Consider the following 20,743-nt stretch of genomic DNA (forward strand, 5'->3'; position numbering starts at 1 on the left):
CTCCCCCGGCGCCGACGGCTCCGCGCCCGCGACCACCACCGTGATCTCGCCGCGCACCCCCTCCGCCGCCCAGGCCGCCAGCTCGGCCAGCGTTCCCCGCCGGACCTCCTCGTACGTCTTGGTCAGCTCCCGGCACACCGCCGCCCGCCGGTCCCGGCCGAACGCCTCCGCCATCGCGGCCAGCGTCGCGGCCAGCCGGTGCGGCGACTCGAAGTACACCAGCGTCCGCCGCTCCCCCGCCGCCTCCCGCAGCCGGGCGGCCCGCTCCCCCGCCTTGCGCGGCGGGAAACCCTCGAAGCAGAACCGGTCCACCGGCAGCCCCGACAGCGCCAGCGCCGTGAGCACCGCCGACGGCCCGGGCACGGCCGTCACCCGCACCCCGCGTTCCACCGCCGCCGCCACCAGCCGGTACCCCGGGTCCGACACCGACGGCATCCCCGCGTCCGTCACCAGCAGCACCCGCGCCCCGCGCGCCAGCTCGTCGGCCAGCTCCGGCGTGCGCGCGGCCTCGTTGCCCTCGAAGTACGACACGACCCGGCCGCCCAGCCGCACGCCGAGCCCCTGCGCCAGCCGCCGCAGCCGCCGCGTGTCCTCGGCGGCCACGATGTCCGCCGTGGACAGCTCCTCGCCCAGTCGGGGCGGGGCGTCCGCCAGATCACCGATCGGGGTGCCGGCCAGTACCAGCGTGCCTGTCCCAGTCATGCCGCCCATCCTCGCGGATCACCGAACCTCACCGGGAACGCGCGGCCCGGATGCCAAGATGGCCGGTGATGAGCAGCAGCCAGACCGTGACGACCGAAGACGTGCCGGACGCGCCGCCCGAGCAGGCCCGCGCCCACCCTCCGGCCTGGGAACTGCGGCTGCGCCGCTTCGGATACGCGCCCGCGCGTCCGGGCGGCGTGCGGGAGCGGCTCGTGCCGCCCTACCCCGAGCCGGGGGCCCGGCTGTGGCAGTACTTCGGCTTCGCGCCGGGCGCCGCCGTCCGGCTGGCCCGGTGGACCGGCTGGGGCGGCCCGCTGCTGGTCGCGCTCCTCGCGGGCCTGCTCCGCTTCGTCAACCTCGGCTCGCCGAACGCCGTGATATTCGACGAGACGTACTACGCCAAGGACGCCTGGTCGCTGCTGAAGCGCGGCTACGAGACGGACTGGCCGGACGACGCCAACGAGCGCATCATCGCGGGCGACATCCCGTTCGACGACACCGCGTCGTACGTCGTGCACCCGCCGGGCGGCAAGTGGGTCATCGCGCTGGGCGAGTGGATCTTCGGGCTCAACCCCTTCGGCTGGCGCTTCATGGTGGCGCTGCTCGGCACGCTGTCCGTGCTGATGCTGTGCCGCATCGGGCGCCGGCTGTTCCGCTCCACGGTGCTGGGCTGCCTCGCCGGGCTGCTGATGGCGGTGGACGGGCTGCACTTCGTGATGAGCCGCACGGCGCTGCTCGACCTGGTGCTGATGTTCTGGCTGCTGGCGGCCTTCGGGTGCCTGCTCATCGACCGCGACGCGGCACGGGCCCGGCTGGCGGCGGCGCTGCCGGAGGGGAGCGACGGGCTGCTCCGTTCGGACGTGACGGTCGGTCAGCGGCTCGGCCTCGGCCTGCGCCCCTGGCGGATCGCGGCCGGGGTCTGCCTGGGCCTGGGCTGCTCGACGAAGTGGAACGCGCTGTACGTGCTGGCCGCGTTCGGCATCATGACCGTGCTGTGGGACGCGGCCTCACGCCGCACGGCCGGCGCCCCGCGCGCCCTGGCGGCGACGCTGCGGCGGGACGCGCTGCCCGCGTTCCTGTCGCTGGTGCCGGTCGCGGTCGTCACGTACCTGGCGACGTGGACCGGCTGGTTCCTCACCTCCGACGGCTACTACCGCGACTGGGCCGAACGGCAGGGCTCGGGCGGCTCGTTCGGCTGGGTCCCGGGCCCGCTGCGGAGCCTGTGGCACTACACGACGGAGGTCTACCAGTTCCACGTCGGCCTGACCTCGGAGCACAACTACGAGTCGAACCCGTGGAGCTGGCTGGTCGCCGGCCGCCCCGTCACGTACTTCTACAAGTCCCGCGACCCGGGCGAGGGCGGCTGCGAGTACGCGAGCGGCTGCGCCCGCGAAGTCCTGGCCCTGGGCACGCCGTTGCTGTGGTGGGCGGCGTGCTTCGCGCTGGTCTACACGATGTACCGCTGGCTGTTCCGCCGCGACTGGCGCGCGGGCGCGATCCTGTGCGCGGTGGCGGCGGGGTACCTGCCCTGGTTCATGTACCAGGAGCGGACGATCTTCTACTTCTACGCGGTGGTGCTGGTCCCGTTCCTGTGCCTGGCCCTGACGATGATGCTCGGCGCCCTCCTCGGCCCCCCCGGCTGCGGCGAACAGCGCCGGGTCGTGGGCATCGTGGGGGTGGGCGTGCTGGTGCTGCTGATCGTGTGGAACTTCATCTACTTCTACCCGATCTATACGGGGATGGAGATCCCCCTGGACGGCTGGCGGGCACGGATGTGGCTGGGGACGTGGGTGTAGGCCGTCACTCGGCCGCGGTGAGCTTCTCGATGGCCCCGACGATGAGCGCCCGGGCCTCGGCTCCGTAGACGGCGAGGCCGGACAGTTCCTCGAAGGCGCGGAGATAGAGGGCGACTTCGGAGGGGGCGGTGACGGTGGGGGGCGACACCCGCGTCGGCTGGCACCTGCGCGGCACCGCGTTCCTCACCCTCGACATCATCGGCTGCACCCTGAACCGGACCAACCCCGACCTCCCCTGCCCACCGAACAGGCGAGTTGACAGCCATTACGCTGTGAATCCTCACGCTCACAGAACGACAAGGGGATATGCCATGTCATCCAGCGAGCCGACCTTCGCCGCGTTAATGGCTCAGTGCAGGACATCCGCCATCCATCTGGAAACGCGCGACGTCTACTACAGCGATGAGGAGTTCGAACGCTGGCAGCAGGGACATCGCATCAACTGGGACGACCGCGATTCGTGGTGGGACCCGTTCTTCGATTGGATCGCGGACGCGGTCGCGCGTGGCGTCGAGGTACGGCGGGCCCGGGTCGTCTCGGAGCCGGTGACCGCGTACATCCGCTGGGAGCACTACGTCACCACGGCGAACGTGCTCGCCGGGGAGCAAGTCCGCTGGCTCCCACGGCGGAACGCGACCGATCTCAGTCTGCCGGGAAACGACTTCTGGGTCTTCGACGACCACATGGCGCGCATCCATCACTTCTCCGGAGACGGTGACGTCGTCGGGTACGACTTCACCAACGACCAAGGGCTGATCGCCCACTGCGCCACCGCCTTCGAGCACATCTGGGAGCGGGCCATCCCGCACGAGGACTACCACCCGGCCTGAGCCTCAGCCGAGCAGGCCGGAGGACAGCACCCGGCGCATCACCTAGACCACGGCGGTGCGTTCGCACCGGGGCGGGGCGGCTCGTTGGGCCTTCGCTGACGGGGTCGGTGAGTGCCGGAACACGTCGTCGCACGGTGCCCGGCCCGCGAGCGCCGCCATCGCGTCAGACGAACGTGCTCGCCCGGTGGTCGAGTTCGGCCGCGCCGGGGATGTGCCGGACGCGGGCCAGGCGGGCGCGCATGTCGGTCAGGGCGTCGGTGACCCTGACCGAGCGGATGCCGGTCGCGTTGTCGAGGAAGTCGGCCCAGGTCGCCAGGGCGACGTCCGTGGCCCCCCGGCGGAGGTGGAGGGCCCCCAGGTCGGCCAGGACGATGGCACGGGTGCGGCGGCGGTCCAGGCCGTGGATGTCCAGGGCGAGACGAAGGTGTTCCTCGGCGGCCTCTGTCTCGCCGAGTTGGGCGAGAATCATCCCGGACTCATGAGCCCACCGCCCGGGGCTGTAGTGCGCGGCCCAGGAGGCGCCGGGAGTGGCAGGCGCCCGTTCGATCGCGGTGACGGACGCGGCCAGCGCCCCCGTGGCGGTTGAGCGGTCGCCGTCCAGGGCGGCGGCGTTGGCAAGCGTGGCCTGGTAGTAGGCGATGGCTCGGGGATCGTCCAGGTTGCGTGCCTGATGCACGCATGCCTCGGCCAGCCGCACGGCGGCGCCCCGGTGCCCGAGATCGATGGCCTGGACGGCCATGCCGCGCAGTGCCGTGGCCGCGATCTCGGCATGTCCGGCCTCGGCGGCCAGCCGGTAGGAGAGGGCGTAGTGCCGCTGGGCAAGGCCCTGGTGGCCCTCGTCCCCCGCCATCCACCCTGCGAGATGGACCAGTTCGGCGGAAGCGGCGAACAACTCACGGCCTGTGGACTCGGTGTAACGGCCCCCGAGCCAGCGAGCGACATCCTCGGTCAGATAGCGGACTGCCAAGTGCCGGGCATGGCCGCCGCCGAGTTCGGCGGCGGCGTCTCCGAGTGCGGTGGTCATGCTGCGCACCGCTGCGACCTCGCCGCGGCCCACCGCCACCGAGGCGCCCGTGGCAGTGACCGTGCGGCGAGTGATGGCCGCCAGATCCGGCAGCGCCAGCGCGCTGAGGGCGTAGGCACCGGACGCCGTGAAGTGCCGTCGCTCCACGAGGTCTCCCATCCCCAACTCGATGACCGAGGCCACAGTATCCGCAGAGTTCGCCGCACCACCCGGCGTGCGGGAACCGGTCTGCAGGCCGGCAGCTCCTCACCGTCCGCACTCGCCTGTTCACTGGCCTAGCGCCGGTTCACGCGAACGGTCACATCCGCCGTCCGCGACTACTGGTGACGGAAGTGGCGCGCTCCGGCACCGCGCCTGACAGCACCCGTGTCTTCGCGTGCCGTGCTCACCGGACATAAGCCCGTGCGGCATATGGAGGGTTCGTGCCCCCTGTGGCCGAACCCGAGGATCGAAGATCACCATGACCCACATTCCGCTCTCGAAGGCACGGAGATAGAGGGCGTCCGGTCGTTCGGGCTCTTGCTCGTGCCCGGCGGCGAAGGCCGCAGCGGGCGTCCGGGGGCGTGTGACCGCCACCGTCGTGCGCGAGCCCACGGATGCCTCGCATCCGCTGTGACCCGCTTCTGGCCCCCCTCATTGCTCGCAATCGGACTCGTGACCCGAGGCGGAGCAATCTGCCGCAATCGGTCCGTCTCCGGCCGAGCACCAGGGCAGGCTGCAGCCACAAAGCCCCTGACCGGAGGTATGCATGGGACTCAGGTTCCTCGGCACGACGAGCGAAGGGGGCAACTGCCCTACGCTGTACGAGATTGAAGAGACGGGTGAAATCGTGGCGCAGGGTGAGCGGGTCACCGACCCGAAGCACCTCGCCCAGCTCAAAGACGTGAAGGACTCGGAGACTTTCGTGGTTCTTCCGCGTGAGCTACTGATCCGCTTCGCACCCAGGGAGGCACGTATGCCCGAACTCATCCCCTTCGAAGAAGCCTCCCACCTCTTCACCGCCTTCGAGCACACCGCGTGGCGACTGGAGACGCAGCGCGGCTATGCCTCCGACCGGCAGAGCCCGCGGTTCGAGCGATTCCTGCGGGGCGAGCCCATCGGCGCGTACGATCCGGAGTCGCCGTGGCACGTCAGCGTCCGTGAGCAGACACGCCAGGGGAAGCGGTTCGAGCGGGTGCGGCTCGTCGACGATCCGCCCACTGAGGGACAGCGCTTTCTGCTGGCCGGCGGTCTCGGCAACGTCGAGGCGGGCGAGGACATCCGCAACATGTACCGGGCCGACGCCGTGCGACTCGGCCTGCCCGATGACGACTTCTGGCTCTTCGACTCCCGTGTGATCATGAAGTTCGTGATCGATGGGGAGGGCGTCACTCTCGGTGTCGAGCTGGTCGAGGACCCGGCGGAAGTCCTGCGGGCCTGCCAGGTCCGCGACCTGGCCTGGCACTACGCCGTGCCTACAGCCGAGTTCCAGAAGCAGGTACGTTCCCATGAGTGAGCACTGACTTCCAGACCGGTCGAGCAATCCTCGGTGGGCGACTGCGCGAGTTGCGCACCGAGGCACGGCTGAACGGAAAGGAGCTGGCCGCCCGGCTCGGCTGGCAGCCGTCCAAGGTCTCCCGGATCGAGAACGGTAAGCAGACGCCTTCAACCGAAGACCTGGAGGCCTGGGCCACTGCTGTCGGGCGGCCGGATGCCCTGGTGGAGTTGCGGGGACGACTCCAAGGTCTGGAGACTCAGTACCGGAGCTGGCGGCGGCAGTTGGCTGGAGGCCACCGAGCACGCCAAGAACTTGCCGTTGCCGAGACAGGCCGGACACGGCTGATCCACGGGCTCGAGACCAACATTCTCCCCGGCTTGTTCCAGACAGCCGAGTACGCCCGACACGTTTTCACGGCCAATGCGGAATTCCGCAACGTTCCGCGGGACACGGACGAGGCAGTACGTACTCGCCTGCGACACCAGGAGGCACTCTACCGGCCCGGCCGGAAGTTCCGGTTCCTCCTCTGGGAAGCCGCTCTCTACGTGCGCATCTGCCCCGACGACGTCATGGCCGGTCAACTCGACCGCCTGGCGGGGATCATCGGCATGGACACAGTCGACCTCGGCATCATCCCCCTCACGGCTGCCCTTCGCCGCACTCCCGCCCACGGCTTCTGGATCTACGACGAGCGACTTGTCATCGTGGAAATGCTCAATGCCGAGCTATGGCTCGACGACGCCGACAGCATCGATCTGTACCTCAGAGCGTGGCAGTGGCTTGACGAGGCAGCGGTGCGTGGCCATCAGGCCCACCGCCTGATCGCTCGTGCGCGATCCATGCTGAGCAGTAGTACCTGAGCAATCATCGGCACGCGTGAACGCGGCGCCGCAATCAGCCGCAATCGCACCGCTCTCCAAGTCCCGCATTTCCTAGAGTCCGGATCGTAGACGCATTGGACACGGTCCCGGGAGAAACGGGTGAGCGCTGATCCGGAGGCCCCGCAGGGGCAACGCACGGCGCAAGACCCCAGCAAAGAACCGATCACATCGGATGTGGGCCTCTCCGACACCGAAGAAAAACGGGGAGTCAGCGCTGAAAGTCCGGCCTCCCGCAATCAGCATCCCCCGCGAGGAAGACGGCGACCTGTTCCTCAGAGGACGACCACGCCTGGCTGCGAAGCGCCAGTGACAGTTCGTTCCGCCGGGGCCGTTCGCGCGGCTATGGCGTGTCAACGGCCGCTCTCGGATCTACGACTGCGGTCTCAACCGCAACCTCAGTCCTGCAGGATTTCAGGCTCCGTGCCGCCGACCACATTGTCGATCACCTTCAGGCCGGAACAGGGCTGACGCCGAACACCGAAACCCGGCGCTTGCGGCGCTACAAGAGATCCCCGCTCCGGGGTGGATGGATGGCCTCCCTCACCCGGAACGGGCGGTGCATCACCGGTGCGGGAAGTACCCGCGCCTGCTACGGCACACAGGGAGACGCTCATGCATTTCCATCCTCCGTGGGTCCCGACTGCCGATCCGGGCGACGACGAGCCGACCGAAGGCGGTCAGTCCGGCGGTTGCGGCGACGGTGACGGCTGCGGACGCCGATGACCATCCGGGCCGCCCCGACCACCAGGGGGCGGCCCCCAACCCGCCGGGGACCATGAACAGGCCAGTCTTTCCCGCCCACTTCCATGCCTACCGCTGGCACGGCGAACGCCGCACCTTCGACCGGGAGGCCGACCGGCGGCCCACCTCACCGACCTTCGCGGCCAACGCCTGTACACCCATGACCATCAGCCACTGGCTGCTGCGCCCAGCCGGGGCCATCGCACACACCTTCCGCACACCGGAGGAGGCGGCCGACTGGTTCGGCCGGGAAATGCGCCGTGCCGCACCCGACTTCGCCGCCGGGCACGAGCGAGAACCCGAACGGCTCGACGCCAAGGCCGCCTACATCGAGCAGACCCTCGCCTGGGGCGGCGACACCCACGCCGGCTGGCACCTGCGCGGCACCGCGTTCCTCACCCTCGACATCATCGGCTGCACCCCCAACCGGACCGATCCCGACCTCCCCTGCCCACTGGAGAGGTAAGTTGGCACGTGCTCACACTGTGAATCCACACACTCACAGAACGACAAGGAGATGTGGCATGTCATCCAGCGAGCCGACCTTCGCCGCGTTAATGGCTGACTGCCGAACGTCCGCCATCCATCTGGAGATGCGCGACGTCTACTACAGCAACGAACGCTTCGAGAGCTGGCAGCAGGGGCACCTCACCGATTGGGACAATCGTGACTCCTGGTGGGATCCGTTCCATCAGACGATCGCGGACGCGGTCGCCCGTGGCGTCGAGGTGCGGCGGGCGCGGGTCGTCTCGGAGCCGGTGACCTCGTACATCCGCTGGGAGCACTACGTCACCACGGCGAACGTGCGGGCCGGTGAGAAGGTCCGCTGGTTGCCACGCCGCAACGCCACCGATCTGAGTCTGCCGGGGAACGACTTCTGGGTCTTCGACGACCACATGGCGCGCATCCACCATTTCTCGGGCGATGGCGATGTGCTCGCGGACGAGCTGACCACCGACCCGAAGCTGATCGCCCACTGCGCCACCGCCTTCGAGCACATCTGGGAGCGGGCCATCCTGCACGAGGACTACCACCCGGCCTGAGCGTCAGCCGAGCAGGCCGGAGGACACCCGGCGCATCACCTCGACCACGGCGGCGCCTTCACACCGGGGCGGGGCGGCTCGTTGGGCCCCTCCGACACCGGATCGAGGTGAGCGGCGGGGACACTCCGCAGATACGCGATCAGCCACTTCTCCACCACGCAGGTCTCGTCGGACGCGGCGGTGGTCCTGGTGGTGTCACCCCCAGGCCCGTAGCGCTCCGGCTGAGGCGTAACGGCCTGCGGGAAAGCCCGTCTTGTTCGCACACCGGGACTCCGCGTCCGCAGGGGTACCCGGCCCTCCCGCTGACGGCCGTGGCGCCCCGTCGAACTCGCCCAGGGGCACCGACAGGGACGGACAGACCCCGCACACCAGGTGCTCGCGGCCTGCCGGGAGCCTCGGTGTGGCGTACTGGCTACGCCGCGGCGACAACTGAGCGGGCTCGTTCGTTGAAGTCCGCGACCAGGCGGTGGCGGCCGAACGGTCGCATGCGTTGCTGCACGTCCTGAACCGCCTCGACGCATCGCGAGGACTTCACCCGGCCGGTGAGGGACAGCATCCGGAGCCCGGTCGCGTATGCCGCTTCGAGGTCCTGCCGTTGCAAGTGAGCGACGGACAGCGCCGCTTGGGACATGGCGCCACGGCGTGCCCGTCCTTGCCGCCCGGCTGCTTCGATCGACAGGCGGGCGTGCTCCTCGGCCGAGTCGGGGTCGCCCAGGTCCCGGAAGGTGTTCGCGTGCTCGCCGTGCAGGTAGGCGTCATCGATGAACGCCGCCCATTCCGGCTCTTCCTCCAGCCGCACGCGCTCCTGCGCGCTCTCGGACTGGGCCACCGCATGCGCCGCCGCCGACTTGTCGCCGAGCAGGGCCAGTGCCCGCGCTTCCAGGCACCACAGATCCGCGAGGCAGGCCGGGGAGGTGGCCTTCGCAAGCCCCTGCCTCCCGGACTGCGCGAGGCGGCGCCCCTCGGCCGGATTGCCCAGGAGGGTCGCCTGGTCCGCCATCCCCGCGAGGACGTGCGCGCCGAGCGCCGCGTTCCCGGACTCCTGGGCCAGTCGCAGCGACTGGATGAGATACCGCTGCGCGGTGCCGTGTTCGCCGTTGTCGTAGGCCATCCACCCGAGGAGGTACGTCTGTTCAGCCGTCGCCTCGCACAGAGCGCGGCGCACTTCCTCGGTGTGGGTGCGGCGCAGCAAGGGGTAGACGTGCCGGCTCATGTACTCGGCCAGCAGGAGCCGTCCCGACCCGCCTCCCTGGAAGATGTCCATACGCTGGAAGGTCGTGAACATGTTCCTGACGGCGGTGACGTCTTCGAGGCGCACCCGCTGGGCGGGGGCCGGTTGCTGTTCGAGGGTGTTCAACAGCCAGTCCCGCGAGGGTCCTACCCCGGCGGTCGCCGCGAAGGGAGCGGCGGCCAGCAGTGTGCGTCGGTCCACGTCGGCTCTCCCCAGGTCTGCGACAACTTCCACCGTAGCGGCGTAGGAGGAGTTGTACACGAGGGCGGCGTCGCCGTTGGCGCCGTCACCCAGGCCGAGGTCGTACGGGGTGACCCGGTACCCGAAGTGTTCCGAGAACACGTCGGCGAGGATGCCGGGTACCGGGTGCCGTGGCATCTCACCCGCGAGCCAGCAACGAACCCGGGTCGTGTCCGGTGAAATGTGGGGCTGTCGCCACTGAAGTGCCTTGGTTCTCACGCGCCTTGCCAGCTCGCCACGACTCAGGCCGGACCGTTCCAGCCACTCGGCGAGGTCGTCGTTCGGCGTCTTCATACGCACAGCCTCCCACGACGGCGGGTGACGGAAGCGACACCCTTCGACACCGTCTCTCCCGGTACCCGCGCGGCCGTCCGCCGTGTTGTCTGGACGCACAAACCATGCGGAGCACAGTCGATCACCGACGTCCGGAGTGTCACCATGACCCCTGTCCCACGACCGGCCGCGCGCGTATGCGCCGGGGGATATATGAGCCCCGAATGTCACATGAGCCGGCACGAGACCTGCGACAAGGCGGAGGCCCCGCCGCGGCGGGCCGACAGTTCGGTGATTGTCGAGGCGTGTGTCTGTCTGTGCCACGAGCGGCGACGGCGGGCCGAACGGTGAGCGCCCGGCGGGCGGTTGGGGTCCTGGTGCCGGTCGAGGTCGACGCTACGACCGTGCGGCGCGGGGATCAGCTCTCCATCGGTGGCCAGGTGTTCGTGGTCAGCGACATGGTGAGCCTCGCACAGGGCGCGAAGCGGCTGGAGTTCACCGGCGGCGAGAGTTTCACCATGCGCCCCACCACGGTCCTGTGGGCCACTCGCCGCGTGTCCCCGCGACTGCGGCGGGGAGGCCGGGGATGAGAACCCGGTGCGGCGCTCCCGCTGCGGCCGTGGGGTCGTCATCGGCCATGGGCCCAGCCGAGGGTGCTGTCGGGGGTGAAGGCCAGGGCGGCGAAGCGGTGTCCGATGCGGTGGTGGGTGGCGGCGTCGGGGTGGAGGCCGTCGGGGAGGGGCAGTTCGGCGTAGTCCGTCTCGCCGTAGAGGGCGCGGCCGTCGAGGTAGTGCAGGTTCGGGTCGTCGGCCGCTCGTTGGGTCACGATCCGGGACAGCTCGTCCCGGATGACGCCCAGGGTCAGCTTCCCGCTCGCGCGCTCCGCCGGGTCGCCCGTGGCGCGGAACCGGAGCTGTCCGGTGCCCAGGGTGGTGACGTCGAGGGCGGTGGGGCCGGGGGTGTCCTCGTGGATGGGGCACAGGAGGGGTGAGACGACCAGCAGGGGTGTGGCCGGGTGGCCATCGCGGATGGTGTCGAGGAAGCCGTGGACCGCGGGGGTGAAGGCGCGCAGGCGCATCAGGTCGGCGTTGACCAGGTTGACGCCGATCTTGACGCTGATCAGGTCGGCGGGGGTGTCCCGCAGCGCGCGGGCGGTGAACGGGTCGAGCAGGGCGCTGCCGCCCAGGCCGAGGTTGATCAGCTCCACGCCGCCGAGCGAGGCGGCGAGGGCGGGCCAGGTGGCGGTGGGGCCGGCGGCGTCGGAGCCCTGGCTGATCGAGCTGCCGTGGTGAAGCCACACCGCGCGGCCACGGTCCGGTGCGGGCTCGACGGGGGCGTCGGTGCGCAGTGCGATGAGCTCGGTCATCTCGTTGTGCGGCAGCCAGATCTCGACGTCCTTGGCATCACCGGGCAGGCCGGTGAAGCGGAGGGTGCCGGCCGGGCCGGGGCGGGTCTCGGCGGTGCCGGTGGTCATGTCGATGGTCAGGGTGTTGCCGCCCGCGACACTGGCCCGTCCGGCCGGGCGGCCGTCGACGACCAGGTCGTACACGCCGTCCGGGCGGGGCGGGGCGCCCACGTAGACCCGCTTGGTGGGCCGGGTGTCCAGCTCGACGGCGGTGGCCCGGGTGCGGAAGACCAGCCGTACGCCGGAGGGCTGGGCCTCGGCCATGGCCAGTTGTCCGTCGGCGCACTGGGCGCGGGCGCGGGCGGGCAGCCGGTGCGGCAGCACGCCGTCCTCGGTGTGCTCCAGGTCGAGGGCACCGCGCAGGAGGTCCGCGGAGATGGGGGTGGTGATCCAGTCGTCCTCGGTGTGCATGGCCTCAACCGTAGATCGTGCGGGATGGGCCGGAGGTGGTGATCGCGACTCCGTGAACCGGGCCCCTCCTCACTATGATGGCCGTCATAGAGAGGGGTGGCACATGGCACGACGGTCCGACGCGCGGGAGCGGATGGTGGGCAGCGCGGTGCGGTTGTTCCGGGAGCGGGGGGTCGCGGGGACGTCGATCGCCGACGTCATGGCGGAGGGGCACGCGCCGCGCGGGTCGCTCTATCACTATTTCCCCGGCGGCAAGGCCGAGTTGGCCGAGGCGGCGACCGCGCAGGCGGGGCGGGCGATGGGGGCCACCATCAGCGCGCTGGCCGCCGAGCAGGGGCCGGTGGGGACCTTCGTCGCCATTGTCGACTTCTTCCGCGAGCAGTTGGTCGCGACCGGCTTCACCGCCGGCTGCCCGGTCGCCGCGGGCGGGCTGGCCGAGGCCGAGGCGCCGGGGGCGCGCGTGGCGGCCGGGGAGGCGTTCGCCTCCTGGGAGGCCACCCTGGCCGCCTCGTTGTGGCAGCACGGCATCCCGGCGGAACGTGCCGACCGGCTGGCCACGCTCGGACTCTCCACTGTCCAGGGGGCGTTGGTGCTGGCCAGGGCGCAGCGCAGCACCCGGGCGCTGGACCGCGTGCGCGAGGAATTCTCCACGCTCCTGAGGGACTTGATCGATCAGGTCGCCTGACAGAACCCCCTTCCGGAAGGGTTGACCGTCCCCGGCGGTCGCCCCTAGCTTTGCGGTGGTGATTCTATACCGATCGTCATAATCACTCCGCGGGAAAGGGACGGTTCGGGAATGGACCAGGCGACGACGAGCACGGCACGCAAGAACGCGTGCATCTTGTGCGAGTGCAACTGCGGCATCGAGATCACGCTCGACGGCCGCCGGTTCGCCCGCATCCGGGGCGACAAGGACCACCACCGCTCGGGCGGCTACACCTGCGAGAAGGCGCTGCGCCTCGACCACTACCAGAACGGCAGGCACCGGATCACCTCCCCGATGCGCCGGCGCCCGGACGGGCGGTACGACGAGATCGACTGGGACACGGCGATCCGCGAGATCGCCGCCAAGCTGGCCCTCATCCGTGACGCCTTCGGCGGCCACACGATCCTCCAGTACGGCGGCGGCCAGGCGAATCATCTCCCGGCGGCCTACGACCGGGCGTTGCTCACCGGCCTCGGCGGCGGCCTCACCTCCAACGCGCTGGGGCAGGAGAAGACCGCGGAGGCGTGGGTCGACGAACAGCTCTACGGCGGCCACACCATGGGCGACTTCGAGAACACCGAGGTCGCGGTGTTCCTCGGCAAGAACCCGTGGCAGTCCCACAGCTTCCCCCACGCCCGGACGACCCTGCGCCGCATCGCCGCCGACCCGGAGCGGTCGATCATCGTGCTCGACCCGCGCCGCACCGAGACCGCGGAGCTGGCCGACTTCCACCTCCGGCTCAAGCCCGGCACCGACGCCTGGTGTCTGGCCGCCATGCTCGCCGTCCTGGTCCAGGAGGATCTGATCGACCACGCCTGGCTGGCCGAGCACACCACCGGCACCCCCGCCGTACTGGCCGCGCTGGCCGATGTCCCGATCGCGGACTACGCGCGACGCTGCGACGTGGACGAGGAGTTGATCCGCGCCGCCGGCCGCCGCATCGGAAGCGCCGCCAGCGTGTCCACCCTGGAGTTCCTCGGCCTGGAACACGCGCCCAACAGCACGCTGACGTCCTACCTCGGCAAGCTGCTGTGGATCCTCACCGGCAACTTCGCCAAGCCGGGCGCGATGCATGTGCACTCGTGGATGTTCCCGGTCATGGGCTCCTGGTACCCGTCCAGCGCCCACCCGCTGCCGCCCGAGCCGACGCTCCGCGAACGGGTCACGCTCGCGGCGATGAAGCTCACCGCACGGCCGCTGATGGCGCTGCTGCCCCGGATGGCCGGCCGGCGGCGGTGGAGTGCGGTCGCGGACCGCCTGGCCGGGGCCGTGCTGTCCGCCTCGTACGCGACGGTCGCGCCCCGGATGGCCGACTCGCTCGCCGCCACCCTCATGCGGACCGACGGCCCGACGCACACGCCCGCCACCAACGCCCCACTGGCCAGCGGCATTTTCCCGCCCAGCGCCATCGCGGACGAGGTGCTGTCCGACCACCCCGACCGCATCCGCGCGATGTGGATCAACGCGGGCAACCCGGCGCACTCGGTGGCCGATTCGCCGCGCTTCCGGGAGGCGATGGCGGAGCTGGAACTGAGCGTGGTCATCGACGTGGCGTTCACCGAGACCGCGCGGCTCGCCGACTACGTGCTGCCCGCCAGCAGCCAGTTCGAGAAGTACGAGGCGTCGTTCTTCAACTTCGAATTCCCGCGCAACAGCTTCCACCTCCGCCGGCCCGTGGTCGACCCGCTGCCCGGCACCCGGCCCGAGGCCGACATCATCGCGGACGTGGTGCGTGAACTCGGCCTGGTCGAGGACGACGTGGTGGCCGCGCTGCGCAAGGCGGCCGAGGGCGGGCGGAACGCGTTCACCCTGCTGTTCTTCACCATGCTCGTCGCGCGGCCCGAACTCCGGCCGCTTTTTCCCCACTTGCTGTACGAGGCGCTGGGGCCGACCCTGCCGCCGGGGGCCGGTGCGGCGACCGTGCTGTGGGGAATCGGCCACCTGGCCGCGATCGCCCAGCCGGAGGCGGTCCGGCGGGCAGGCTTCACGGGCGCGGACCACGAGCTGGGCGGCAAGCTGTTCGACGCCATCCTGAACAGCCCCGCGGGCGTCGAGTTCACCGTGGACGACTACGCCGACGCCTGGAACTACGTGCGGCATCCCGATCGCCGCATCCACGCCGACATCCCCATCCTGCTCGACGAGTTGCGCGGGCTCGTGGACGCCCGCAGCGACTGGACGAGCGAGGAGTACCCCTTCGTCCTGGCGGCGGGCGAGCGCCGCGCGTTCACGGCGAACACCATCATGCGCGACCCGGCGTGGCGCCGCCGCGACGCACAGGGTGCGCTGCGGATGAGTCCGGAGGACGCGGAACGGCTGGCGGTGGAGACGGGCTCGCGGGTCCGCGTGGTGACGGAGCGGGGCTCGGCCGAGACGGTGGTGGAGGTCACCGACATCCTCCGGACCGGCCACATCACGCTGCCCAACGGCCTCGGTCTCGACCACCCCGGCGAGGACGGCGAACGGCGGCAGACGGGCGTCGCCCCGAACGAGCTGACTCTGTCCGACCGCCGCGACCCGTTCTTCTGGGCGCCCTGGCACAAGTACGTCCCGGCACGGGTGGAGCCGCTGCCCTGACCGGCGGCGACGGGCGGCGACCGGCGGCGACCGGCGGCGGCGGGCGGCGGAACCGGCGACGGAAACGGCCCCGGAAACGGCGGCGGACGCGGGCGGTGGCCGACCGACCCCGGTGCGTGTGAAGCGGGCCGCGCGCACCCGGTAGGCTGCGCTGACCGGTGGGGTCTTTTTATAGGGCAGGTGCAGGACGAGCATGCGGAACGGGCAGCGGGTCACGGTCGTGTCGGGGGTCTGTGTGGCCGTCGTCTCGGCCGTCGGGTTCGGGGCGTACGCCCTCATCGGGGGTGACGACGCCGAGGACACGGCGGGGAACGTCGCCGCCACCTCGGACGAACTGCCGGGCGAAGAGGAGCCCGCCGTCGAGACCGGGCCGCCGACCGCGGAAGAAGTCGTGGCCACGGCCGGGGACTTCCTCGATGCCTGGGCCGCCGGGGACGCCGCTGCCGCCGCCGCGCTCACCGACGCGCCCCGGGACGCCGAGGCCGCGCTGACCGCGCTGGCCGAGGACGGCGGCTTCGGGGAGCTGGTCCTGGAGCCGGGGACGCCCGGCGGCGAGAAGGTCCCGTTCTCCGTCAGCGCCGCCGTCGCCCACGAGGACCAGCAGGGCGAGCTGGCCTACGACTCGGCACTGACCGTCGTGCGCGACGCCACGACCGGCGACCCCGTCGTCGACTGGTCCCCGGCCGTCCTGCACCCCGACCTCGCCGAGGGCCAGTCCATCGTGACCGGGCCGGTCAGCGAGGTGCCGCCGGTGAAGGTGCTGGACAAGAACGGCGACGTGATCGACGCCGACACCTACCCCTCGCTCGCGCCCGTCCTGACCGAACTGGCCGAGCGGTACGGCGAGCAGGCGGGCGGCAGCGCCGGGGCCGCGACGCGGATCGTGGACGGGGAGGGCGAGACCGTCGCCTCCCTGCTGGAGATCGCGGAGCCCTCCCCGGGCGTGGTGCCGACCACCATCGACCCGGTGATCCAGCGGGCCGCCGAGGAGGCGGTCGCGGAGACCAGCCGGGGCTCGGTGGTCGCCATCCAGCCCAGCACCGGCGCGATCCAGGCCGTCGCCAACAAGCCGGCCGACGGCTTCAACGGCGCGCTGGAAGGGAGTTGGGCGCCGGGCTCGACCTTCAAGATCGTGACCGCGTCGCTGCTCATCGACCGCGGCCTGGCCTCGTCCGACGCGTCGCACCCCTGCCCGAAGCACTTCGAGTACGGCGGCTGGCGGTTCCAGAACCTCGACGAGTTCGAGATCGAGAACGGCACCTTCGCGGACAGCTTCGCCCGGTCCTGCAACACCGCCTTCATCAGCCAGGCACCGGAGCTGGACGACGCCGACCTCGGCGACCAGGCCCGTGACGTCTTCGGTCTCGGCCTCGCCTGGCAGGTCGGCGTCACGACGATGGACGGCACGGTGCCCACCCAGTCCGACGCGCAGATGGCCGCCTCGCTCATCGGCCAGGGCGGCGTGCGGATGAACCCGCTGACCATGGCGTCGGTTTCGGCGACGGTGCAGAACGGCGGCTTCAAGCAGCCGTATCTGGTGCCGCCGGACTTCGACGGGCGGCAGCTCGCGCAGGCGTCCGGGAGCCTGTCGGCCGACACGGCACAGCAGTTGAGGTCGCTCATGAACCGGACCGCGGTCAACGGGACGGCCGCCGCCGCGATGGCGGGCCTGAGCGGCGACGTCGGGGCGAAGACCGGATCGGCCGAGGTGGACGGGCAGGAGAAGCCGAACGCCTGGTTCACCGGGTACCGCAACGACCTGGCGGTGGCGGCCGTGGTGCCCGACTCGGGGCACGGCGGCGAGTTCGCCGGGCCGGTGGTGGCGGACGTGCTGCGGGCGGGCTCCTGACCGGGCGGTCCTGACGGCACAGTAGGGTGTGCTCCGGGCCAACGAGGAGGTACCGGATCGTGCGCGAGATCGCCGTTTTCAGTGGCAGCGCCCACCCCCGGCTGGCCGCCGAGGTGTGCTCGCACCTCGGTGTGCCGCTGCTGCCCACGCGGGTCGACCGGTTCGCCAACGACTGCCTCCAGGTGCAGCTCCAGGCCAACTGCCGCGAGCGCGACGTCTATCTCGTGCAACCGCTGATCCGCCCGGTGCAGGAGCACCTGGTGGAGCTGCTGTTGATGCTCGACGCGGCGCGCGGCGCGTCGGCGGCCCGGACGACCGTGGTCATGCCGCACTACGCGTACGCCCGTTCCGACAAGAAGGACGCGCCGCGCATCTCCATCGGCGGGCGGCTGATCGCGGATCTGATGGTGACGGCGGGCGCGAGCCGGGTGCTGGCGATGACGCTGCACTCGCCGCAGGTGCACGGCTTCTTCAGCATCCCGGTGGATCACCTGCACGCGCTGCGGGAGTTGGCGACGCACTTCCGGGGCCAGGACCTGGGCAACACGGTGGTGGTCTCCCCCGACCTGGGCAACGCCAAGGAGGCGGCGGCATTCGCGCGGATGCTGGGGGTGCCGGTGGCGGCGGGCGCGAAGCAGCGGTTCAGTGACGACCGGGTGCAGATCAGCTCGGTCATCGGTGAGGTCGCGGGCCGCGACGTGATCGTGCTGGACGACGAGATCGCCAAGGGCAGCACGGTGCTCGAACTGCTCCAGCGGCTCCGCGAGTTCGACGTCGGGTCGATCCGGATCGCCTGTACGCACGGGCTGTTCTCGAACGGCGCGCTGAAGCGGCTGAGCGAGGAGCCGGGCGTGCTGGAGATCGTGTGCACCAACACGGTCCCGATCCGGGACGAGGAGCGCACCGAGAAGCTGCGCGTGCTGTCCATCGCGCCCGCGCTGGCCGAGGCGATGCGCCGCATCCACAACGGCGAGTCCGTCAGCGCCCTGTTCGACCAGCCCTGACCGGCCGCCCCCGCGGCGGTACGTCAGGGGGCGTCAGGGGCAGAAGCCGCTCACGCGCGTCGGCTCACCGATCGTCAGCGCGCGCTGCGACGTCGCGCCGGACCAGTCGAACGTGGCGCCCGAGGCGTGCACGTCGATGCCGGTGACGGCCGAGCCGCCCCAGGCGTGGGCGAACGCGCCGCGCGCCGTCAGCTCGCGGCAGGTGCCCGCGGCGGTCTCGAAGACGACGGCGACGCGGCCGGTGGCGATGTTGACGTCCGAGTCCGTCGTGCGCGGCTGGAGGAGGAACGCGACGCCGTACGGGCCCACTTCGGCGGCGTCCTCGCTGCTGGTGTAGGGGAACCGGGACGTGGTGCCGCTGTGGTGGACGACCTGGACGATCGGGACCACCGGCACGTTGAACCACAGCGCGACGGCCTGCGCGCCGGGCATCGGGTAGCCGGGCTGGGCGTGCCACTTCCAGTCGCTGATCGCGACCCAGCGCTCGCGGCCGTTGACCGTGCCGATGACGCGGACCTCGGGCGGCGCCACGTACACGCCGTCGGCGGCGGGGAGCAGGGGGTCGCTGACCATGATCACGCAGCCGAGGCCGGTCAGCGCCTGGCCGGTGCCCACCGGGTCGGCCGCCGCGTGCACGGCCGCCTGTGCGTCTGCGGCGGCGGTGCCGGAGGCGGCGGCGGTGCCAAGGTCGGTGCCGCAGCCGTCCGCGCCGGCCCGCGCGGGCGGGCCGAGGGAGGCGGCCAGGGCGAGGACGGCCGCGAGGCCGAGAGCCGCCGTTGATCTGCGCCGCACCGCCGCCTCCATCAGGTCCGCTCCGGCCCCCCGCCGGGAATGGCGTCGCATCTTAGCAGGCCGCCGGGCGGCCTCAGCGACGCGCGGCCGAGGGGTCGAACCCGAAGGGGAGTTCCAGCCGGTGTCGCCTCAACAGCTCGTCATCGCCGAGCAGTTCGCGGGTCGGGCCGTCGGCGGCGAGGACGCCGTCGCTGAGGATGACGGAACGCGGGCACAACTCCAGCGCGTACGGCAGGTCGTGGGTGACCATCAGCAGCGTGAGGTCCAATGAGACCAGGATGTCGGCCAGTTCGCGGCGGGCGGCCGGGTCGAGGTTGGCCGAGGGCTCGTCGAGGACCAGGATTTCGGGGTCCATGGCGAGGACGGTGGCGACGGCGACGCGGCGGCGCTGCCCGAACGAGAGGTGGTGCGGCGGCCGGTCGGCGAAGCCGGCCATGCCGACGCGTTCGAGCGCGCGGGTGACGCGGGCGTCCAGTTCGGCGCCGCGCAGGCCCGCGTTGGCCGGGCCGAACGCCACGTCCTCCCGCACGGTGGGCATGAAGAGCTGGTCGTCGGGGTCCTGGAAGACGACACCGACGCGGCGGCGGATCTCCGCCATGGTGTCCTTGCGGACCGGCAGCCCGGCGACGCGGACGCTGCCCGCCCCGGCGGTGAGGATGCCGTTGAGGTGCAGCACGAGGGTGGTCTTGCCCGCGCCGTTGGGGCCGAGGAGCGCCACCCGCTCGCCGCGCGCGAGGGTGAGGTCGACGCCGAACAGGGCCTGGTGGCCGTCCGGGTAGGCGTAGGCGAGGCCGGACACGTCGAGCACGGTGTCGCCGGGCGGTATGGCGCCGGGCGCGGCGGCGGCGTGGGTCATAGCGTCCATCCCAGCACACAGGCCGCCAGCGCGATCGCGGGGAGGGCGGCGGCGCTGGCCCACTGGGCGCGGTCGGCGGTGAGCCGGTCGATGACGGGCACGGTCCCGGCGTATCCCCGGCTGAGCATGGCGAGATGGACGCGCTCGCCGCGCTCGTAGCAGCGGATGAACAGCGCTCCGGCGGTCCTGGCAAGCACGCCCCAGTGCCGGACGCCGCGCGCGGTGAAGCCGCGCGACGCGCGCGCGACCCGCATCCGCCGCAGCTCGTCGGAGATGACGTCGGCGTAGCGGAGCATGAACGCGGCGATCTGCACGAGGAGCGGGGGGAGCCGCAGGCGCTGGAGGCCGAGGAGGACGTCGCGCAGCTCGGTGGTGGCGGCGAGCAGCACAGAGGCGGCGACGCCGAGGGTGCCCTTGGCGAGGATGTTCCACGCGCTCCACAGGCCGGACTCGCTGAGCGGGAGCCCGAGCCAGACGACGCGGGGGCCCTCGGCGAGGAACGGCAGCAGCAGCGCGAAGGTGACGAACGGCAGCTCGATGAGCATCCGCCGCAGGACGAACCCGGGCGCGAGGCGCGCGGTGGCGGCGACGGCGGCGAGGAGCGCGGCGTGGACGCCGAACGCCCAGACGGCCTCGCGGGGCGTGGCGACGACGACGAGGACGAAGCCGAGGACGGCGACGAGCTTGCAGTGCGCGGGCAGGGTGTGCACCGGCGAGTCCCCGGCCCGGTAGAGCCCCCGGACCCCGGCCGCGCCGTGCCGGTCCGCGTGCCCGTGCCCGTGCGGGTGGCCGCGACCGGACCGCCGCCGTGGCGCGGGCAGCACGACGCGCCGCCGCATCGGCCACCGCGTCCGTCTCCGCGCCCGCGCAGCGGCAGGCGTCCGCGCCGGAAACCGTCTGACGGC

The 20,743-nt window shown here is 71.5% G+C and carries 18 protein-coding genes and 1 pseudogene; 11 read left to right on the top strand and 8 right to left on the bottom strand.

Going from position 1 to position 20,743, the window contains the following annotated elements; all coding sequences use genetic code 11:
- On the bottom strand, positions 1–702 hold a 702-nt coding region (rsmI, locus tag ACSNOC_RS21760), incomplete at its 3' end, for a 16S rRNA (cytidine(1402)-2'-O)-methyltransferase (protein WP_436749212.1).
- A 68-nt stretch (positions 703–770) separates the two neighbouring features.
- Between rsmI and ACSNOC_RS21765 the strand changes: the two genes are divergently transcribed.
- Positions 771–2,498: a dolichyl-phosphate-mannose--protein mannosyltransferase gene (locus ACSNOC_RS21765; RefSeq protein WP_436749213.1), complete on the top strand. Its 1,728-nt coding sequence runs from the start codon at positions 771–773 to the stop codon at positions 2,496–2,498.
- Positions 2,499–2,502: 4 nt separating this feature from the next.
- Here the strand turns inward: ACSNOC_RS21765 and ACSNOC_RS21770 are convergent.
- Positions 2,503–2,631 (bottom strand): annotated as a pseudogene (locus tag ACSNOC_RS21770) (transcriptional regulator); the annotation flags it as partial.
- Between the two features lie 178 nt (positions 2,632–2,809).
- Here ACSNOC_RS21770 and ACSNOC_RS21775 point away from each other — a divergent pair.
- Positions 2,810–3,328 carry a DUF6879 family protein gene (locus ACSNOC_RS21775; RefSeq protein ID WP_436749214.1) on the top strand — a complete coding sequence of 173 codons (519 nt, stop codon included), beginning with the start codon at positions 2,810–2,812 and terminating at the stop codon, positions 3,326–3,328.
- Positions 3,329–3,491: 163 nt separating this feature from the next.
- Here ACSNOC_RS21775 and ACSNOC_RS21780 read toward each other — a convergent pair whose 3' ends face one another.
- Positions 3,492–4,511, bottom strand: coding sequence for a tetratricopeptide repeat protein (locus tag ACSNOC_RS21780; RefSeq protein WP_436749215.1), 1,020 nt, complete (start codon positions 4,509–4,511; stop codon positions 3,492–3,494).
- A 589-nt stretch (positions 4,512–5,100) separates the two neighbouring features.
- Here ACSNOC_RS21780 and ACSNOC_RS21785 point away from each other — a divergent pair.
- The 4 genes from ACSNOC_RS21785 (at position 5,101) to ACSNOC_RS21800 (ending at position 8,494) form a co-directional block, all read left to right on the top strand.
- Positions 5,101–5,847 (top strand): DUF6879 family protein, encoded by a 747-nt coding sequence (locus ACSNOC_RS21785; protein WP_436749216.1) that lies wholly within the window; start codon positions 5,101–5,103, stop codon positions 5,845–5,847.
- Entirely contained in the window at positions 5,844–6,689 is an 846-nt protein-coding gene (locus tag ACSNOC_RS21790; RefSeq protein WP_436749217.1) for a helix-turn-helix domain-containing protein, read from the top strand. The genes ACSNOC_RS21785 and ACSNOC_RS21790 overlap by 4 nt, the downstream gene beginning before the upstream one ends.
- Before the next feature lie 796 nt (positions 6,690–7,485).
- Positions 7,486–7,917 (top strand): hypothetical protein, encoded by a 432-nt coding sequence (locus ACSNOC_RS21795; RefSeq protein ID WP_436749218.1) that lies wholly within the window; start codon positions 7,486–7,488, stop codon positions 7,915–7,917.
- 58 nt (positions 7,918–7,975) lie between these two features.
- Positions 7,976–8,494 carry a DUF6879 family protein gene (locus ACSNOC_RS21800; RefSeq protein ID WP_436749219.1) on the top strand — a complete coding sequence of 173 codons (519 nt, stop codon included), beginning with the start codon at positions 7,976–7,978 and terminating at the stop codon, positions 8,492–8,494.
- 412 nt (positions 8,495–8,906) lie between these two features.
- On the opposite strand, the gene ACSNOC_RS21805 is transcribed toward ACSNOC_RS21800, so the two are convergent.
- Entirely contained in the window at positions 8,907–10,259 is a 1,353-nt protein-coding gene (locus tag ACSNOC_RS21805) for a transcriptional regulator (RefSeq protein ID WP_436749220.1), read from the bottom strand.
- Positions 10,260–10,642: 383 nt separating this feature from the next.
- On the opposite strand from ACSNOC_RS21805, the gene ACSNOC_RS21810 reads away from it, so the two are divergent.
- Complete coding sequence (locus ACSNOC_RS21810; protein ID WP_436749221.1) at positions 10,643–10,828, top strand: hypothetical protein; 186 nt, start codon at positions 10,643–10,645, stop codon at positions 10,826–10,828.
- 38 nt (positions 10,829–10,866) lie between these two features.
- Here ACSNOC_RS21810 and ACSNOC_RS21815 read toward each other — a convergent pair whose 3' ends face one another.
- Positions 10,867–12,054 (bottom strand): GDSL-type esterase/lipase family protein, encoded by a 1,188-nt coding sequence (locus ACSNOC_RS21815; protein ID WP_436749222.1) that lies wholly within the window; start codon positions 12,052–12,054, stop codon positions 10,867–10,869.
- Between the two features lie 103 nt (positions 12,055–12,157).
- Between ACSNOC_RS21815 and ACSNOC_RS21820 the strand changes: the two genes are divergently transcribed.
- The 4 genes from ACSNOC_RS21820 to ACSNOC_RS21835 all read left to right on the top strand — a co-directional run bounded on the left by ACSNOC_RS21820 (position 12,158) and on the right by ACSNOC_RS21835 (position 18,190).
- Positions 12,158–12,739, top strand: a complete 582-nt coding sequence (locus tag ACSNOC_RS21820) for a TetR/AcrR family transcriptional regulator (RefSeq protein ID WP_436749223.1) — start codon at positions 12,158–12,160, stop codon at positions 12,737–12,739.
- Positions 12,740–12,850: 111 nt separating this feature from the next.
- Entirely contained in the window at positions 12,851–15,337 is a 2,487-nt protein-coding gene (locus ACSNOC_RS21825) for a molybdopterin-dependent oxidoreductase (protein WP_436749224.1), read from the top strand.
- Between the two features lie 193 nt (positions 15,338–15,530).
- The gene (locus ACSNOC_RS21830; RefSeq protein ID WP_436749225.1) at positions 15,531–17,186 is read left to right on the top strand and encodes a penicillin-binding transpeptidase domain-containing protein; all 1,656 of its coding nucleotides are present in this window, start codon (positions 15,531–15,533) and stop codon (positions 17,184–17,186) included.
- Positions 17,187–17,245: 59 nt separating this feature from the next.
- Positions 17,246–18,190: a ribose-phosphate diphosphokinase gene (locus tag ACSNOC_RS21835; RefSeq protein WP_436749226.1), complete on the top strand. Its 945-nt coding sequence runs from the start codon at positions 17,246–17,248 to the stop codon at positions 18,188–18,190.
- Between the two features lie 33 nt (positions 18,191–18,223).
- Here the strand turns inward: ACSNOC_RS21835 and ACSNOC_RS21840 are convergent, their stop codons facing one another.
- The 3 genes from ACSNOC_RS21840 to cbiQ form a co-directional block, all read right to left on the bottom strand.
- Positions 18,224–18,982 carry a hypothetical protein gene (locus tag ACSNOC_RS21840; RefSeq protein WP_436749227.1) on the bottom strand — a complete coding sequence of 253 codons (759 nt, stop codon included), beginning with the start codon at positions 18,980–18,982 and terminating at the stop codon, positions 18,224–18,226.
- 73 nt (positions 18,983–19,055) lie between these two features.
- Positions 19,056–19,838, bottom strand: coding sequence for an energy-coupling factor ABC transporter ATP-binding protein (locus ACSNOC_RS21845; RefSeq protein ID WP_436749228.1), 783 nt, complete (start codon positions 19,836–19,838; stop codon positions 19,056–19,058).
- Entirely contained in the window at positions 19,835–20,548 is a 714-nt protein-coding gene (cbiQ, locus tag ACSNOC_RS21850; protein WP_436749229.1) for a cobalt ECF transporter T component CbiQ, read from the bottom strand. The genes ACSNOC_RS21845 and cbiQ overlap by 4 nt, the downstream gene beginning before the upstream one ends.
- Positions 20,549–20,743: the final 195 nt, after the last annotated feature.

This window comes from Streptomyces sp. URMC 129, assembly GCF_051386415.1.
Lineage (GTDB): Bacteria > Actinomycetota > Actinomycetes > Streptomycetales > Streptomycetaceae > Streptomyces.